Origin of the sequence: Paenibacillus sp. FSL K6-1217 (genome assembly GCF_045040735.1) — a bacterium.
In the GTDB taxonomy this organism is placed as follows: domain Bacteria; phylum Bacillota; class Bacilli; order Paenibacillales; family Paenibacillaceae; genus Paenibacillus_AQ.
On record NZ_CP150271.1, the window covers coordinates 6,251,216 to 6,268,781 of the forward strand.

15 protein-coding genes and 1 riboswitch are annotated in these 17,566 nt (G+C 53.0%); of the genes, 13 read left to right on the forward strand and 2 right to left on the reverse strand.

Features of this window, described 5'->3' with window-relative positions; all coding sequences use genetic code 11:
- The first annotated feature begins 472 nt into the window (after positions 1 to 472).
- From MHH28_RS27535 to MHH28_RS27560, 6 genes are all read left to right on the forward strand, one after another.
- On the forward strand, positions 473 to 1,846 hold the full coding sequence (locus MHH28_RS27535) for a sugar phosphate nucleotidyltransferase (RefSeq protein WP_405107581.1): 1,374 nt from the start codon (positions 473 to 475) through the stop codon (positions 1,844 to 1,846).
- Between the two features lie 137 nt (positions 1,847 to 1,983).
- Positions 1,984 to 2,064: riboswitch (cyclic di-GMP riboswitch) on the forward strand.
- 14 nt (positions 2,065 to 2,078) lie between these two features.
- The gene (locus MHH28_RS27540) at positions 2,079 to 4,424 is read left to right on the forward strand and encodes a PA14 domain-containing protein (protein ID WP_405107584.1); all 2,346 of its coding nucleotides are present in this window, start codon (positions 2,079 to 2,081) and stop codon (positions 4,422 to 4,424) included.
- A 252-nt stretch (positions 4,425 to 4,676) separates the two neighbouring features.
- Positions 4,677 to 6,143, forward strand: a complete 1,467-nt coding sequence (locus tag MHH28_RS27545) for a glycosyl hydrolase (RefSeq protein WP_405107587.1) — start codon at positions 4,677 to 4,679, stop codon at positions 6,141 to 6,143.
- A gap of 76 nt (positions 6,144 to 6,219) precedes the next feature.
- Entirely contained in the window at positions 6,220 to 8,904 is a 2,685-nt protein-coding gene (locus MHH28_RS27550; protein ID WP_405107589.1) for a discoidin domain-containing protein, read from the forward strand.
- Between the two features lie 161 nt (positions 8,905 to 9,065).
- Entirely contained in the window at positions 9,066 to 10,544 is a 1,479-nt protein-coding gene (locus MHH28_RS27555; protein WP_405107592.1) for a potassium/proton antiporter, read from the forward strand.
- 234 nt (positions 10,545 to 10,778) lie between these two features.
- A complete protein-coding gene (locus tag MHH28_RS27560) occupies positions 10,779 to 11,234 on the forward strand; it encodes a Dps family protein (RefSeq protein ID WP_405107595.1) in 456 nt (151 codons plus the stop codon).
- Between the two features lie 83 nt (positions 11,235 to 11,317).
- Here the strand turns inward: MHH28_RS27560 and MHH28_RS27565 are convergent, their stop codons facing one another.
- Positions 11,318 to 12,022, reverse strand: a complete 705-nt coding sequence (locus MHH28_RS27565; protein ID WP_036723116.1) for an AIM24 family protein — start codon at positions 12,020 to 12,022, stop codon at positions 11,318 to 11,320.
- A gap of 12 nt (positions 12,023 to 12,034) precedes the next feature.
- Positions 12,035 to 12,523 (reverse strand): hypothetical protein, encoded by a 489-nt coding sequence (locus tag MHH28_RS27570; protein ID WP_405107598.1) that lies wholly within the window; start codon positions 12,521 to 12,523, stop codon positions 12,035 to 12,037.
- Between the two features lie 216 nt (positions 12,524 to 12,739).
- Between MHH28_RS27570 and MHH28_RS27575 the strand changes: the two genes are divergently transcribed.
- The 7 genes from MHH28_RS27575 to MHH28_RS27605 all read left to right on the forward strand — a co-directional run bounded on the left by MHH28_RS27575 (position 12,740) and on the right by MHH28_RS27605 (position 17,392).
- A complete protein-coding gene (locus tag MHH28_RS27575; RefSeq protein ID WP_405107601.1) occupies positions 12,740 to 13,426 on the forward strand; it encodes a M50 family metallopeptidase in 687 nt (228 codons plus the stop codon).
- Positions 13,427 to 13,613: 187 nt separating this feature from the next.
- Positions 13,614 to 14,297 carry a hypothetical protein gene (locus MHH28_RS27580; protein WP_405107604.1) on the forward strand — a complete coding sequence of 228 codons (684 nt, stop codon included), beginning with the start codon at positions 13,614 to 13,616 and terminating at the stop codon, positions 14,295 to 14,297.
- Between the two features lie 233 nt (positions 14,298 to 14,530).
- On the forward strand, positions 14,531 to 15,496 hold the full coding sequence (locus MHH28_RS27585; RefSeq protein ID WP_405107606.1) for a helix-turn-helix transcriptional regulator: 966 nt from the start codon (positions 14,531 to 14,533) through the stop codon (positions 15,494 to 15,496).
- 265 nt (positions 15,497 to 15,761) lie between these two features.
- On the forward strand, positions 15,762 to 16,316 hold the full coding sequence (locus tag MHH28_RS27590; protein ID WP_405107608.1) for an RNA polymerase sigma factor: 555 nt from the start codon (positions 15,762 to 15,764) through the stop codon (positions 16,314 to 16,316).
- A complete protein-coding gene (locus MHH28_RS27595) occupies positions 16,317 to 16,637 on the forward strand; it encodes a hypothetical protein (protein WP_405107611.1) in 321 nt (106 codons plus the stop codon).
- Positions 16,615 to 16,992, forward strand: a complete 378-nt coding sequence (locus MHH28_RS27600) for a PLDc N-terminal domain-containing protein (RefSeq protein ID WP_405107613.1) — start codon at positions 16,615 to 16,617, stop codon at positions 16,990 to 16,992. Before MHH28_RS27595 ends, MHH28_RS27600 begins: the two co-directional genes overlap by 23 nt.
- 19 nt (positions 16,993 to 17,011) lie before the next feature.
- On the forward strand, positions 17,012 to 17,392 hold the full coding sequence (locus tag MHH28_RS27605) for a hypothetical protein (protein WP_405107615.1): 381 nt from the start codon (positions 17,012 to 17,014) through the stop codon (positions 17,390 to 17,392).
- Positions 17,393 to 17,566: the final 174 nt, after the last annotated feature.

Genomic DNA, 17,566 nt, shown 5'->3' on the forward strand with positions numbered 1-17,566 from the left:
CTTGGTTTCTCTAGCCGCTAACTCAGCGGAGACGCCTTGGAACAAGCGGCACTTAAGAGTCTTTGAGTCTTTGAGACTTTGAATCTTTCACCGCTGGAACAACAGCAGCGGCAACCAGGGTTTCAACTGCTGCCGCGCAAGCATAGCGGCAGCCCGGCCCTCCTTGCCGCTACAACAAGCGGCAATATCGGATCTTTAGCCGGGAGCTTCGCCTGCGGGCGAAGCGGATATAAAAAGTAAAGCCTGTTATGAAATGGAGTGGAGAGGAATTTTGGAGCTGTAGGAGCGTTAGCGTCCGCCATTGTCTCCGGATGTTATCTGCTGCAAGCAATATAATCAACAACATCTGGAGACAACAGCGGCCGTAAGCCCACAATTCCTTGCAGCGACCCTCATAACAGGCGGGATTTTAATTTACGATTCTCCCGCAATAAGAAATACCCAATAACAATACGATACGGAGGGTTCACATATGAAACTGGTACTTCTATCAGGCGGTTCCGGCAAGCGGCTGTGGCCGTTGTCCAATGATTCACGCTCCAAACAATTTCTGAAGGTGCTGGAAAGCCCGGCAGGTGAACCGGAATCGATGGTCCAACGGGTATGGAGACAGCTGGAGGAGACAGGAATGGCAGAGTCTTCTTATCTGGCGACCGGACGCAGCCAGGTGGAGATGATTCAGAGCCAGCTCGGCAGCGAAGTGCCGATCATCGTGGAGCCGGAGCGGCGGGATACCTTCCCGGCGATTGCGCTGACGGCCGCCTACCTGTATTCCATCGCTGGGGTTTCCCCGAGCGAGACCGTGGCGATTCTGCCGGTGGACCCTTACGTGGAATCCTCCTTTTTCGAAACCGTGCTGCAACTGGAGAACACCATGCTGGTGAGCGGGGCGAACCTGGCGCTGATGGGGGTAGTTCCCGAGCATGCCTCGGAGAAATATGGTTACATCATTCCGACGGGCGCAGATGCGGGAGCGAATGGCTACCTGCAGGTGAGCCACTTCCAGGAGAAGCCGGACCGCGTGCAGGCCGAGGAGCTGATCAGCCGGGGGGCACTGTGGAACTGCGGAGTATTCGCTTTCCGTCTGGGCTACCTGCTGGATATTCTGCAGCGCAAAGGGCTGCCGCTGAATTACGAGGAGCTCCAGAAGCAGTATAAGCTGCTGTCCTCGATCAGCTTCGATTACGAAGTGGTAGAGAAAGAGGAGAACATCGTGGTGCAGCCTTATGACGGGTTCTGGAAGGACCTGGGCACCTGGAACACCCTGACCGAGGAAATGACCAGCAACCATGTCGGCAAAGGCTTCATCACCGCTGACTCCGAGGGCACCTGCCTCATTAACGAGCTGGATATTCCGATCACGGTTATCGGGGCGAAGGACCTGATTATCGCGGCCAGCCCGGACGGCATTCTGGTGACACATAAGGCCGAGAGTCCGCGGATCAAGGAAGTGCTGAAGACCTTTGAACAACGGCCGATGTACGAAGAGCGCCGCTGGGGCCACTACAAGGTGATCGATTATGTGAAATATGATGAAGGCAACGAGGTACTGACCAAGCGGATTTTCATCAACGAGGGCAAAAATATCAGCTACCAGCTGCATCACAAGCGCTGTGAAATCTGGACTTTTGTCAGCGGTGAAGCAAGCATTGTGATTAACGAGAAGATGCACAACGTGAAGGCAGGGGATGTGGTAAGGATACCGGAAGGGACTAAGCATGCCATTCTTGCCCTTACAGATGTGGAGTTCATTGAGGTGCAGACAGGGTCTGAGCTGGTAGAGGAAGACAATATCCGTATTACTCTGGACTGGGAGGATATAGCTCTACATCAGTTCATTTCGTAGGTCTAACTTATCTATTTAACCAAATGTTACAATTTTAAATCAGGCACATAGAACTATTTTTTCGAGGAAATTCTCCATTACTATACATTAAATTTGCATATTGACGATATTTACGGTAAGAGGGATTGATCCTTCCAAAACGACAAAGGCAAACCTAATCGAAAGATAGGGACGCAAAGCTATAGGGCCTTCGCAAGAGTGGCAGCCTGGCTACCGAAAGGAAGAGAATATTGTGAAAACTTACCGTAAGTCTCGTTTGCTCCGCGCTGTGTTGTCGCTGGCCGTTGTATGGTCTGTTGTACCTGCGGGACTGGGAATCGCCCCGTCCACTGTCAAGGCTGCCTCCTCTATAGGAGCGCCAGTGAATCCGGGGGCCTCAGCCGAGGCGGTCGAGCTGCTGAACAATCTGTATGACATCACGGGAAATGGGATCATTACCGGGCAGCATGACTATTTCGAGAGTCCTGACGAATTAAGCAACAAGCTGAAGGGAACAAGCGGACAATACGCAGCACTGCACGGTTATGAGCTTGGAGCGATTGGCGGACAGACGGAGAGCGGAGTAGCCAAACAGCGCAAGAATATCGTCTGGAGTGCGACGAACTGGTCCAGAGCAGGCGGCATCGTTGCCATGACATTTCATCAGAACCTGCCGGGCACCAGATACGAATGGTCCAATGTGCAGAAGTCAATCAGCCAGGCACAGTTCAACAAATACGTAACTCCCGGCACCACGGAGTATAATGCGTTGATAACCGATCTTGATAAGGTAGCCGTCTCGCTTAAAAGCCTACGGGATGCCAAGGTTCCAATCCTGTGGAGACCGTACCATGAAATGAACGGCGGCTGGTTCTGGTGGGGCAAGAAAGACAACTTCACTGCACTATGGAATATTATGTATGACCGTTTCGTAAACGTTCATCAATTAAATAATCTGATTTGGGTATGGAACCCGAATGCGCCGAATGCCAACTCTGATCCCTATGCACGGACCTATCCGGGCGCGGACAGAGTGGATGTGCTGGCAGCAGATATATATAATAACGATTATTCGACAAAATATCATGATGATCTGACCAGCCTGGCTGGCGGTAAACCGATCGGCATCGGCGAGAACGGTGAAATGCCGAATATATCGAAGCTGAAGCTTTCCCAGCAGAATTACGTGTTTATGATGAACTGGGGCAAGATGCTCTATGAGAATAACAGCACGACAACGATCAAGAATTTCATGAATGACAGCTACACCCTGACCCGTGACCAATATAAGGCCTGGACTGCTCCGGTGGCGGTCCCTAAGCCAACCGCAACGCCATCACCAACACCAACACCAACACCAGTGCCAACGCCTACAGCAACACCAGTGCCAACGCCTACAGCAACACCAGTGCCAACGCCTACAGCAACACCGGCTCCAACCGCAACGCCAACTCCGGCTCCAACCGCCACGCCGATCCAGAAGCCGGACCCAACTCCCAGTGATACGGGGAATAAGCCTGCCAGGAACGGGCTGCTTGGAGAATACTTCAAGAACGTGACGCTCTCGGGGACCCCGGTTATGGTGCGGAGTGATGACGTCATCAGCTTCAATTGGCGTCAGGGTACGCCCAGTGCCGCACTCGGCGCAGATTACTTCTCCATCCGCTGGACCGGCCAGATCAAGCCGGCCTACAGTGAGACCTATCAGTTCTATACAACATCGGATGACGGTATCCGCCTGTGGGTGAACGGCACAGCGGTCATTGACAGCTGGGTCAAGCAGAGCGGAACGGCCCGTACCGGAAGCATAGCCTTGACTGCCGGGCAACTGTACGATATCAAGGTAGAGTATTATGAGAATGCAGGCGATGCGAATGTCCATCTGATGTGGCAGAGCCCAAGCCAGGTGAAGGGAACCGTGCCTGCAAGTGCGCTTTTCTTGGCAACAGGCAATCTATCCAACCCTGCTCCGGCTGCAACAGACGTACCGGCAGCTACAGCAGCTCCGACAACAACGCCGGCACCAGTAACGACACCAATGCCAACACCAGCGCTGACGCCAGTACCTGCACCAACGCCAACACCGGTGCCAACGCCGACAGCGGCTCCCGTTCCTTCTCCAACAGCAGCACCGGAGGAGCCTCCGGTTGTTGAAGCCCCTGCTGCCAATGGACTGTACGCGGAATACTTCAATAACATGACACTGTCGGGTGATCCCGCTGCAGTGCGCACCGATGCGGTGCTTGATTTCAACTGGCGCCAAGGCTCACCGGATGCCGCCCTCGGTATAGACTTCTTCTCTGTCCGCTGGAGCGGGAAGATTAAGCCGCTGTACACGGAGACGTATCAGATTTATACCAATTCCGATGACGGTATCCGCGTACGGGTTAACGGTGAGCTTGTAATTGACAGCTGGGTGAAGCAGAGCGGCACCGAACGCATGGGCAGTATCAGCCTGACCGCAGGCGAGCTGTATGATATTCAGGTAGAGTATTATGAGAATCAAGGGGATGCAAAAGCGCGTCTGATGTGGCAGAGTCCCAGCCAGGCCAAAGGAACGGTTCCGGCAAGCGCGCTGTTCCTCCCTTCCGCTTCCTAAGCTCATAAGGTCCGCAGCTGTGTTCATTATTGGCGCTGTTACTGGTTAAGACGTTACAATTATAAATCCTGTAAGCCACTCTTAATGGCCCTGCTTACCAGCAGGGCTACTAAGCTATAGACGACCATCCGGGAAGCGTAACCGCTCCGGGGTCTGCCGAAGCGGTGTGGCTGGAGAAAGGAGATTACATTGAACACTAACCGTAAGTACAGGCTATTTACAACTGTTTTTCCTCTTATCCTTATCCTTTCATTGCTTCCATGGGGGGAAGGGCGCAGTCTTCCGGCAGATGCCAAGGTTACCACACTGGCCGCCCCTGCCGCCGCTCCCATTAAGCCCATTAATCCTTCGGCCTCCAAGGAGGCTTCCGCACTGTTAAGCTATCTCCACGATCTCAGCGGCAAGGGGATGATATCCGGCCAGCATGATTACCTGGAGAGTCCCGATGAATTCAATAACAAGCTCAAAAATACAAGCGGCCAGCAAGCCGTTCTGCACGGATATGAGCTGGGAGCCATTGGCAACCAGTCCAAGGAGACGATCGCCAGGCAGCGGCAGGCTGTCGTGAACAGCGCCATCCGGTGGCATAAGGGCGGCGGCATTGTCGCCATGACCTTCCATCAGAATCTGCCGGGAACCGCGCCGATATGGACCAATGTGCAGAAGCCGCTTAGCCAGGATCAATTCAAGCAGTACGTCACTCCCGGAACTCCGCAGTACAAGGCTCTGGTTGCCGAGCTGGATGAAGTGGCGAAATATCTGGGCGAGCTGCGGGACGCCGGAGTTCCGGTGTTATGGCGTCCTTATCATGAGATGAACGGCGGCTGGTTCTGGTGGGGGCAGAAGGATGATTTCGCGAGGCTCTGGGATCTTGTGTATGACCGGATGGTGAATACGCATAAGCTGAACAATCTGCTGTGGGTATGGAATCCGAATGCCCCCAATAAGTCATCCGAGCCTTATGCTGCGTATTATCCCGGCACTGCCAAGGTGGATATTCTGGCCGCCGACATTTATGACAATGACTTCAAGCAGTCTTATTATGACAGCCTCCTGAAGCTTGCGGGCGGCAAACCGATAGGCATCGGGGAGAGCGGAGAGCTCCCAGACCCTGTAATCATGTCTCAACAACAAAGCAAATGGGTATATACGATGACATGGGGCAAGATGCTGGTTGAGAATAACCCGCCCCTCAAAATCCAAAGCTTCATGAACCATAAATACACAGTGTCCCGGGATGACTACAAGCTCGCCATGGGCATCAAAACGCAAGCCGCAGCGGCTATCAGCACAAAGAACGGTCTGAGAGGCCAGTATTATGGCAATATGGACCTGTCCGGCACACCGCTGCTTACCCGTAACGACAGTACCATTCAGTTCAACTGGCATGGAAATTCACCGGCATCCGGCCTTCCCAAGGATTCATTCTCGGTACGCTGGACCGGGACCCTTAAGCCTCTCTACAGTGAAAAGTATACATTCACCGCTTCTTCGGATGACGGCATCCGCGTCTATATCGGCGGCAAGCTCCTGATCGACAGCTGGAAGAATCAGAGCAGCGCCAGCAGGGAGGGCAGCATCACGCTCTCCGCGAATACCCCGTATGCTATCAAGGTAGAGTATTACGAGAACCGCGGGGATGCCAGCGTCAGTCTGATGTGGAGAAGCCAGAGCCAGAAGCAGATGATTGTTCCCCAGAGTGCGCTGACGCTTCCTTAAGGAAGCCTCGCAGAAGACGAAGCGTGACGTAAACCCGGTGTAGTACAGACCCCCGGAAGAAAGCGAGGACAAGGGAATGAGGAGTAGACTTCAAAAGAAACCCACTAAACACTTTCACCGCCTACTAAAATTTGCAGCACTGATCATCTTGATTCTGTTGTCCGTCTCTGTCTTCGGAGATGAGAGGACGAATGACGGCGAAGCGGACGTCGATCTGTCTTCATTGTCGGCGGCCAAGGATGCCGGTCCTGAGATGCCGGAAGGAACTCTTCTATGGAAGCTTGGCAAGCATGACGGCTCTGCCGCTGAGTTCAAGGCGGCGGGTTCAAACGGGGTGAAGGAGAGGCTCAGCATAGCTTCATCCACTGCGAGGTCGGCAGAGCTGAAATCGCTGCCCTCCGGCCTCCACGGGGAGACCAACCCGGAGCTGCGGATTCAGTATGAGCTGGATAAGATCCCGGAGCACGGGGTCTTATTTCGCGTCAGCATTATCGATGCGTACAAATCCGTACCCCAGATGAGCGTGTTCTCCAACCGCCAGCTCTCAGGCATCATTCAGATTGCCGGGATTGCCGGAACCGGCAGCAAATACGACTTCCGCAAATCCTATGAGCTGTACATCCCCAAAGAACAGCTCATCAGCGGCACCAACGAGCTGACGCTGCGGACGGCCCGGGGAATCTATTCCTCGGAGGCCGAGGATAAGTACAACTGGTGGACATGGGATAATCTCAGTCTGGAGGCGCTGAAATCTCCGATTAAGGAGCCGATTCACGGCAGCTATACGCTGACCGGGACGGTGGTGAACAACAAGCAGTTTTATTTTGACGAGGGTGCGGTTACCCATCTGCCCTATATTATGAAGTGGCTGGGCGTAGCCTATAGCGGCAATATTATGCGGACCAGCTGTGCCAGTGATGTGGGCCGCTCCTGTGAGAACATGGATGATTACTACAAGGTCCTGAAGGATTACAATATGCAGGCTGTAGCTCTCTATCTGTACACAGGAGATATCAAGCTTAAGGCGGACGGAACCCTGCCCGAGGAAGCCGAGAAGAAGCTGACGGATTATTTCCAGAAGTACAGCCCGTACTTCCAGTATTACGAGGTGGATAATGAACCGGGCCTGTTCAACCGTTCCAAAGCGGTCAATCTGGCTATAGCCGAGTGGCTGAACAGCAAGGGCAAGACGATCGCCCCGCATCTTAAGACGGTCGCACCCGGATGGGCCTACTGGCCGGGCTATAGCGAAGACTCCTGCGGCAACCAGAAGGGGGCGCTTAAGCAGTGTGGAGACCCGGACGGCTGGGAACGCGATCCGAAGCAGCGGGATGAGCTGGAGGCAGTAACGGATCTGACGAATGGCCATTCTTATGGCGATTCCTATATTTTTAGCCAAGGCGGAAGCTTCACGGAGAACCTGAAGACCTTCGGGGGATCGGTAGACGGCCTCAGCAAAAAAATGCTCGCCACCGAGTTCGGCACCTCGGACTCCCATGTGGATGCGTATCAATACGGGGCCAAAGAGCGGACCTCGGCGGTGTTTGACCGGATTATGCGGGCGCATCTCGGCTATGCCGATATGTTCGTGCAGCATGCCGCCTTCTTCAAGAATTTCAGCCTGTTCAAATACGGCTTCAACCTGGAGGATCATGATCCGGCTGCTACAGAGATCTACTACACCAAGGAAGGCGAAGACTCCCGCGTCAGTATCATGCGCAGGCTGGATCTGGCTTATGCCACACACGGCGCACCGCTGACCTACCAGATCAGCAATAAGGAGGCGTTGGCGGATAAGCTGGTCTACGTCAGGGCGGTGGACACCTCCACGCTTGAGCCGCTGGCGGGCAGCAAGGCGACATCCAACAAGGTGCTGGTGAACTTCGTCAATTTCGAGCGCACTGAGCAGACCGTTAAGGTTAAGGTAACCATGCCGAAGAAGACGGAGTACGAGGGAGAACGGTTCGGCAAGGGTGATACGTATGAAGAGGCCCGCAGTTATGTATCCGGCAGAGTCGCTGCGCCGGAGCTGGAATTCACCGAGACGCTGGCCCCGGGAGAAGGCGTACAGTACATTCTGGAGCCTTCCTCCGAGGTGGCGGATACCGCGCCCCGGGGCCTGAAGGCGACTGCCGTCAAGGGATTATCAATGCATCTGAACTGGCTGGAAGCCCCCGGAGCAAGCTATGAAGTGCTCCGGGCGGACGGCCCGGAGGAGAAGCTGAAGGTCATCGCTACAGCGGTGAAGGGCACGGAGTACAACGATAGCAAGCTGAAGGAAGGAACACTTTATACTTATGCTGTAAGAGTGTCGGGCTCTGGCGTAATGTCAGAGAAGACACAGATTACAGCAACCGGACTTGTCCCGCTGGACCGGGCAGACTGGAAAGTGACGTCCAGTGTTAATAAGGAGGCCTCCAATCCGGCAGGTGCCATTGACGGAGACCGGCGTACCCGCTGGGATACGGTCAAGCATCAGGCTTCGGGGGAGTACTTCCAGATTGATCTGGGCGCAGCACATACGGTAGAAGCTATAGATATGGATTATCCTTTATCGCCATATGACTATCCGCGCGGCTATACTGTTCAGGTATCCGATGATGCCAAGAGCTGGAGACAGGTCGCTTCGGGCAAAGGAGAGCTGGGAAAGACCAAAATCAGTTTTGCACCCGTGAAAACCCGGCATATCAAGATTATCCAGACGGGCTCCGGCGGCAACTATTGGTCCATTCAGGAGCTGCAGGTGTATTCAAGAGAATGAGGGACGGCATAATAACCTCCGTGGAATTCAGCCCACCGGGGTTTTTTTCTGTCCGGATATGAAGCATATAATTTCTTATCTTTGCATCATAAACATACTATAAATACAAATACATGGGGCCAAGGCGGATACCCGGCTCCGGGGAAGGTGTGAAACGGTTCATGACTCATCTTGCAGATCAAATCATCCTGCTGCTGGCGGCTTTGCTGCTGATCGCCGTGCTCTCCACCAAATTCTCCACCCGTTTTGGAATGCCGGCACTGGTCCTGTTTATTGCAGCCGGCATGGTACTCAGTCATTTCATTTATTTCAACAATGCTTCGCTTACGCAGATTGCCGGCATTTTTGCACTGGTGGTGATCCTGTTTGAGGGCGGCATGCAGACGAGCATGAAGGATATTCGCCCGATTCTGAAGCCGGCGTTGTCGCTGGCTACATTCGGAGTGCTGCTGACTGCGGTAATCGTCGGTATATTTGCCAAATTCGTGCTCGGTGTGCCCTGGGCGGAGAGCTTCCTGTTCGGGGCCATTGTCGGCTCCACCGATGCGGCGGCGGTCTTCTCCGTGCTTGGCGGCAAAAATATCGACAAACGGCTGACCTCGACACTTGAAGCCGAATCCGGCAGCAATGATCCGATGGCAGTATTCCTCACCGTGTCGCTGATTGAATGGGTGCAGCACCCGGATACAGCAGTATGGAGCCTGGTGCTGTCCTTCTTCTGGGAGATGGGGGTAGGACTGCTGGTGGGGATCATCATCGGCAAGCTGGCAGTGTATCTGATCAACCGGATTAATCTGGACTCCACCGGGCTGTATCCGGTCATGGCGGTCGGCTTCGCGGTTCTGACGTACGGGGTCTCGGCCATGGTACACAGCAGCGGACTGCTTGCCGTCTATGTCATGGGGCTGGTGCTGGGGAATTCCGAGCTGATGTACCACCGCACGATAATGAATTTCAATCATGGCTTTGCCTGGATGATGCAGATTGCCATGTTCATACTGCTCGGAATGCTGGTCTTTCCGCAGGAGCTGGCGGCTGTGGCCTGGCAGGGACTGCTGCTGTCGGTCATCCTGATGGTCGTAGCAAGACCGCTCGGCGTATTTATCAGCCTGTTCTGGTCCCGGTTCTCCTTCCGTGAAAAGACACTGATCTCCTGGGCCGGACTACGGGGAGCCGTCCCGATTGTCCTGGCGACCTACCCGCTGCTCGCGGGGCTGCCGCATGGCCGGCTGTTCTTCAATGTCGTATTCTTCGTTGTCCTGACCTCGGCCGTGATTCAGGGAACGACGATTTCGCCGCTGGCCTCGCGGCTGAGGCTGGTGGGCCGGGAGCAGGCGTCCCAGCCGTCCTTAATGGAGCTGGTCGCGCTCGGCAAGACCGATTCCGAATTCAACCATATCGGAATCAACCGGCAGATGCCGATCGCCGGGATGCAGATCGCAGAGATCGGTCTGCCGGATGACATCCTGTTCACGGCCATTATACGGAATAAGACCATTGTCACACCACATGGCAGCACGGTGATCGAGCCTGGGGATACGGTATATGTCCTTAGCCCCAAGAGCAAGCGGGAAGAGATGCGCGCCATTTTCCGGAGCGGGCCGGGACGGGAGGCAGAGACGGATATCCCTACGGTATAAGGGATATCCTACTGGAGATGTAATCGCCTCTTCCGCTTCAGGTGATTAATGTCAATCCATATGCACGTGCATAATTGTGATTCAAATTATAGGATTGGCCCCCGAAGGGGTGCTAGAATGTGTAGTACATCAATTAGATTGCAAAAAAGCAAAAAGTATGGTAAATTGTATATAGATTTAGAACGAGTCTAAATACAATAACTTATAAGATACACACTACGGGAGGTTATTTGAATGAGTACACAAGTCAACAGCCATACTGCACTATATGCTGCCCTGAACCGGCAGACCGCGAACTGGACTCTGCTGGGAGTGAAGCTGCATCACTACCACTGGTATGTCAGCGGAACGCAATTCTTCACGTTGCATGAGAAATTCGAAGAGCTGTACAACGAAGCAGCGGGTTACGTCGATGAGCTGGCTGAGCGGCTGCTCGCTATTGGCGGCAAGCCGGCTTCCACCATGGCAGAGTACCTGAAGCTCTCCAGCCTGAAGGAAGCTGCCGGCGGTGAGAGTGCGAAGGAAATGGTTACACAACTGGTGCAAGACCTGGCTGGTGTGGCTGAAGAGCTGAAGCAGGGCATCTCTTGCGCGGAGGAGGCCAGCGACCAGCCTACCGCCGACCTGCTGATCGGAATGCGGACAAGTGTAGAGAAGACAGCCTGGATGCTGAACGCTTATCTTGCGTAATTCATAGGACATATAGAAGAGCGCCCGCATGTGTTACACGGGCGCTCTTTGCTGTGACTGGATGCTTGGACTACAGCAGGGATCTACTTAATAAATACACCGCCGAAGGGCAGGGCTTCCCGCAGGAAGCGCTTGATAATGCCGTCTTCATTATTATCGCGCTCGAAGCGCCTGCTCTGGCGGCCGGCTTGGAACAGAACAGGCCCGTGACCGGTCATCTTCCAGTGATAGCTCATATGCTGGCTGGCGAGATGGTTGCCGTAGACTGTCAGCTCAAGCTTCGCATTCTCGGGGTAGGCGATGATACTGCCGGCATCGACATACAGCGGATCGAACGGATGCAGCTCGGCCTCGCAGACCGTGCCCTCCGTCAGAATACCGATACTGCCGCGGCCGGAGAATTTGACCTTGACGATATCCCGGGTAATCAGCATATTCTTCATGCTCAGCACCCTCGTCTGCATCGTGACTCCCTTGCTGTAGAAGAAGAGATGTCTGAAGTCGTAGAGCAGATCGCTTTTACTGTCGAGCTGGATGGTCTTGACCCGGTAGCCGGGCGGCAGCGCGGCTGTGAACCGGCAAGGGCCGGTCAGATCCGCACGGATCAGCTTGCGCTTGCGGTACATGCCCTTCACATCCATGAACCGGTCGGCCCGTCCCGCCGAAGGGCCCTGGTAGGCAATAATCTGCTGCGGATGCAGCACATGAACCTCTTCGTTCTCCTGAACGGTAAAAGCAACCGCCTGTCCGCTGCCGCTGTCGCCTTCATCCTGAATGTCTATGTTCATTCTTCATCCTCCTTAACGCAGCCGGTCGCTTCTTCTGGAACGGTGGCGCATCGTGAAGCGCAGCACCCGGATCAGCAGGAAGTACCCCAGGAGGAGAGCCAGCCCGGAGAGGACCGTCACCTTGATCCGGTTGAAATAATTCTCTCTCGCTGTCCGGTCGTTCTTCAGCTCGTCCACGACCTGGCTGAGCTGACGGTTCTGCTCCTGCAGAGCGGCATTCTGGGACTGATACGTCTGCATTTGCTGCAGGCTGTCCGTCAGCTGGTCCTTGGCTTCACCGAGATCCTCCTTCGTCTGCTGAAGCTCTTCTGCAGTCTTCTGATAACTCTCCTGCAGCTTGGTGACTTCTCCGGGAAGCTCCGAGAAGCTCTGTATTCCATTGTATATATCATTCAGATAATTGGCCTTGGCCTGGGGGGCAGACCAAGTGAGCGATAGGCCAAGTAGCAGCAGGGAAGAACCCAAAAGCCTCAGCATCACTCCTGTTACCCGTCTTTTCATAAGCTGATCACCACCTGTTAGAGCTAATTGTCTTCCTATTTTATCATAGCTGCCTGCCGTTTGGACAACCTGGACGGCTGTAGGCATCATTACCCTTCGCGTCCATGCAGAGAACCATACGGGTAATACAGTATGAAGACAGGGATGGTTCCCTTCATATTGAGTGTCGCTGCAAATTAACGTATACTGTGAACGGAAAGAAAGGGGCTGTATCCAATGAATCGATGGCTCAAAACACTGTTGTTCCTGGCAGGCTCCGCCCTGTTGACAAGGTTTATTCCGTTCTCCTCCTTATTCCGTAATCTGGATACGATGTTCCATGAATTCGGCCACGCTCTGATGACCCTGCTGCTCTCCGGCAACGTGCTGCGCATTGAGCTGTATTCCGATCACAGCGGTGTGACCTATTCGGCGATTGCTGCCGGAGGCAAGGCGATCCTGGTGTCACTGGCGGGTTATCCTCTGGCTTCCCTGTTCGCGTTGCTGCTCTTCTATTTCTATAGTAGAGATACGCAGCAATGGGGGCTGATTCTGGCCAGCGGGGTTGCGCTGATCATGCTTGTCCTGTACGTTCGGGGCGGCTTCGGGATGATCTGGCTGAGCGGCTTCATTCTGCTGAATGCTGCCATGCTGTTCCTCTGGCCGAAGGTCAGCAAGTACTACTATCTATTTCTTGCGTTCCTGACCCTGGAGGAGTCCGTGATGGGGACCTTATTCCTGGTATACGCTTCAGTCTTGACGCCTTCCCGGGCAGGGGACGCGGCGAATCTGGCCAGATTGACTATTTTACCGGCCGCCGTATGGTCTCTGCTGTTCTTTCTCTTCGCACTGCTGTGTGCAACCTGGGCCCTTGGGCTGTTCTTCCGGCACGAGAAGGCGGGCAGACGGGTGAGACTAAGGTAATGCGCAACACTTTGTTCGTCATAATTTGACAAAAGAATAGGCTTTCGTAAAGAGGCAATCACCTTTTGGGGGCGGTTGGCTCTTTTTTTGTCGATATTATAGGACCGAACATACATTCCATGACAAGGAGTTGTCCGCCAATATTGGTACATTAATAGAAGACCCAAAATAAGAAAGAGGTGGAAATATGCAAGCAAGTATTCAGACGTTGTTTACATGGAGCCAGGAGCGTATTTTGGCGGGCAGCGCAAAGAAAGTAGTGCTGCTCGTGGAGTGGAAAGGAATATCGCAAGGGGAGGATTTACGCAAGAAGAGCCGCAAGGTGGTAGCCCGGGATATAGAGTTGCGTATTTGGCTGGAAAGTCATGCCAAGGTAACAGGATGTTACGGCTGTAGTGCAGAAGAAGGAGAGGGGCGGTCAATGCTCCTGAAGCTCGGCAAAATCCATTCCGGGCAGCGCAGGTACATCGCCCTGGAATTCATGATGGCGGGTATGCCTGCAGGCATACATGAAGCCCTCTGGCTGCAGTGGCAATACAAGCAGCCTGCGGTGGAGCGTATCCGGGAGCTGCCGCTTAAGAAGCTGGGCATCGAATATTCCCATCATACCGACCTGCTGGGAGCCCGAAGCTGCTTTCATGTGGAGAAGCACCTGGCGCTGCTGCAGACAGAAGCGCTGCTCGCGGAGGCTCAGGAGGCCCGGATGAGGAACAAGCCGGAGGTGCCCTCTGACATTCTTCGCAGGCAGGCGGACGAGCTGCTGCTGATGGCTGCCCGCTCAGGGGATATGCAGCTGCTCAGAGAAGCGGAAGCGCTGTATAAAAGACTGGAGGCAGAGAATCTGCCGCTCTGCAGGGCGGGGATGAGATAATTACCGGGAAGCTGCGTAGATAGTACAAGAATTCCCCATACATAGGGCTTAAATATAGAACTTCATTCGGCGTAACAGATAAAGAAATGCGTAATATCTAAATGTGGTAACATAGTAAAATAGTTCTATTATATTTTCTTATCTCGGTTATTACATCCTTGGTTATAGATATATATAACTAGTTTATTTAAAAATAATGGGTCTATTTTACCATAAGTCAAGGAGAACTGAATATGACAGACCGATTGATCCGGCTGATGCGCATCATTACGCTAGTTCAAGCCAAACCGGGAATTCTGGCCCGTGAGCTGGCGGAACGATGCGGCAACAGCGAGAGAACGATTTATCGGGATATGGATGCGCTCAGTGCCATGCATATCCCCATCACTCATATGGGACATGGCAAGGGGTATGCTTTTATCGGGAATTTTGCGCTGTACCCCTTGGATTGGTCAGAAGAGGAAGAAGAGGCTTTTTCACAGTTGCGCAGTATTATGGCGGAGATCAAACCTTTGCTGCCCCCGAGCTTTGAAGACGCATACGAGAAAGTGATGGCGGCAGATTATAAGCGAAAGGCAGAGAGGGAAGAAACAATGGAGCGCACGAAAAAGGAAGCCGGACCAAACTGGACGGAAAAAAACAGATCTCCGGGAGATCAGCCCTTCTTTCTGACCGAAATTCTGGATGCCGTAATGAAGCAGAGAAGCATACAGGCTGACTACAGTGAGAATGCCTACGAAGAAAAAGGTATCCGAATTGATCCCTATTGCCTGGTCCCGCTAGAGAATCGTTTTCACCTGATTGGTTTTTGTCACCGCTTTGGGATTATCCGCACCTTTCATATTAACGGCTTCTCCAGTGTGAATCCGCTGGACAGGTGGTTCTCCAAAGATCAATTCGATCTGCAGTCCTTCATGGAGCAGAAGTGGTCCCTGGAACAGGATAGCCTGCAGGTTGAATTCAAAGTCAAATTCTCGCAGCGGATGATGGAGCGGCTGAAGCAGGAGGAGATGTTTGTGAAGCCGAGCAGGGTGGACCGCCAGAACCGCAGCCTGCATTTCAAAGTCAATGTGGAACAGGACATCGGCTTCGTTCATTGGATTATGAAATACAAGGAAGAGGCTGAGATTATGGAACCGCTCTACTACCGGGATGTGCTGAAGCAGCAATTGGAGAAATGGCTGTCGCTGTATAAATAACGGCGATATATTTCCGCTATTACGCCCTGCTATATTTATATAAAATTCATAGGATTAGTTGAATAGTTTTCCTGACCGGACATTTGACCTTCGTTCAATTTTTATGTACCAGGAACCGATCCGGCCCGTTGAGGCGGATTGGTTTTTTTGGCTTGCGTGGACCTAGTGGAATCATTTTTTGTAATAAACAGGAATTTGTTTGTGAAATTCCGAACAATATCCATAACACTTCGTAATGTAGGGTGAAAGGGCGGGCGGAGAACAGATGATGACCGACAAACAGCTCGTTGCTGGATGCAAGTCCGGTCAACATGAGCATCTTGAGCTTCTCATTGTCAGGTATAGGGATGATTTGTACCGGTTCTGCCGCCATCTTACCTTGAACCGGCAGGATGCGGAGGATCTGTTCCAGGAGGTATGGGTACGTGTGCTCCGCAAGCTGGCGAAGTATGATGTGGAGCGTCCCTTTAAGCCTTGGCTTTTCCAGGTGGCCTTCAATATGTACCGCGACCACTACCGGAAGTGGAAAAGCGTGTATGCCCTCTGGACATGGTTGTCCTCGGATGCAGAGCTTATTCAACTCAGAGATCCGGCTTCGCTGGCGGAAGAGGAGCTGCTGCGCCAAGAGGAGCACCGGTTACTGGAGGAATGCCTGCGGAGTCTGCCCAAACGTTATCTTGCCCCTCTTGTACTGTATTACTATGAGGAGTTCAGCTATGAGGGCATTGCGGATGTGCTGGGAATTCCCGTCGGAACCGTCAAATCCCGATTGAATCAAGGCAAGAAGCTGCTGCACAATCTAATGAAGGAGATGAACTAGTTGAAGGAGCCCAGAGACGAAGACCGGCTGCTGACTGAATATTTTAACCTGCCGCTTACGCCATCGCCAGAGCTTGTTTCTAATACGATTCAGCGGATACACGGGCGCAGAAGAATGGGAATCCTTTCCGGGTTAATGGTCCTGCAATGGCTGGTATTCCTGGTGCTTGGATTGTATTTCCTGGCCGGCCCGGCGGCTCTCCAGTGGAAGATCAGCATGGGGCTGCTGTTCATCCTGTCTCCAATGACCGCCGGAACCTTGCTTTTGTACTGTACGATGGGAGGCGGGGGAGGAGATTATGAAGGTTCACTTAACCGTTGAGAAAATTGTTTTTTGGGCGCTTACAGCTACCACTTTGTTAAGCTGTATTGCGCTGGGAGTTGTCATAAGCCCCTATATGGGCGATTTTGTGGAGGAGAATCAGATCTGGCTTATCGTGATGAGTCTGCTGGCCCTGCTGTTCCTGGGCCTCAATGTGCTAGTCGCAGTCTTCATTTATAAGGATGCCTCGCGGCGGCGGATGAATGCCTGGCTGTGGATGACGGCGGTCATCTATATTCCCAATTTCATTGGTCTGATCCTCTATTTCCTGGCAAGAAAACAGCATCCCATGCACGCTGCATCCGATGCAGGCCATAAGGGCAGCCGATGTCCGCACTGCGGCCATCTAATCTAAACCGGGGAGTGGTAAGAATATGAACAAGAAATGGATGACACTGGGGATCTTGATCATCATGGCGTCGGTGCTGCTGACCTCCTGCGACAAAAGAATAATGTTCGCCGGGTCCAGCACGAAGAGCAAAGTAAGCGCCTCTTACAAGTTTTTTACGGGCACAGAGGTGAAGAAGCTGAGTATGAAGAGCGGCGAAACGATCAGCATAGATTACAAATCCAAGGTCGAAGAAGGCCAGCTGTCCATGAAGGTGTATGGCCCGGACAATGAGGTATTGAAGGAGCTTGGAACCAATGAATCCGGTACGGAGAAGGTGGAAGCCGATAAGGACGGTAAATACCGGATTGAAATCAAGGGCGAGAAGACCAAGGGAAGCTTCAAGGTAGCCTTCAAGGTCGAATAACTGGAGAGAAGATGGTGTGAATAGCCAAACAACGGCCTCTTCCCTATACATGGGGCGGGGTTTTTTGTCGTGTGGATTAGGGGAATCCCTGATTTAATACTAATTATAACTAAACATATACAAACATAATCAAATGTATTGTATAATTCGGTTTAACTTACTAGAGTCTGATCA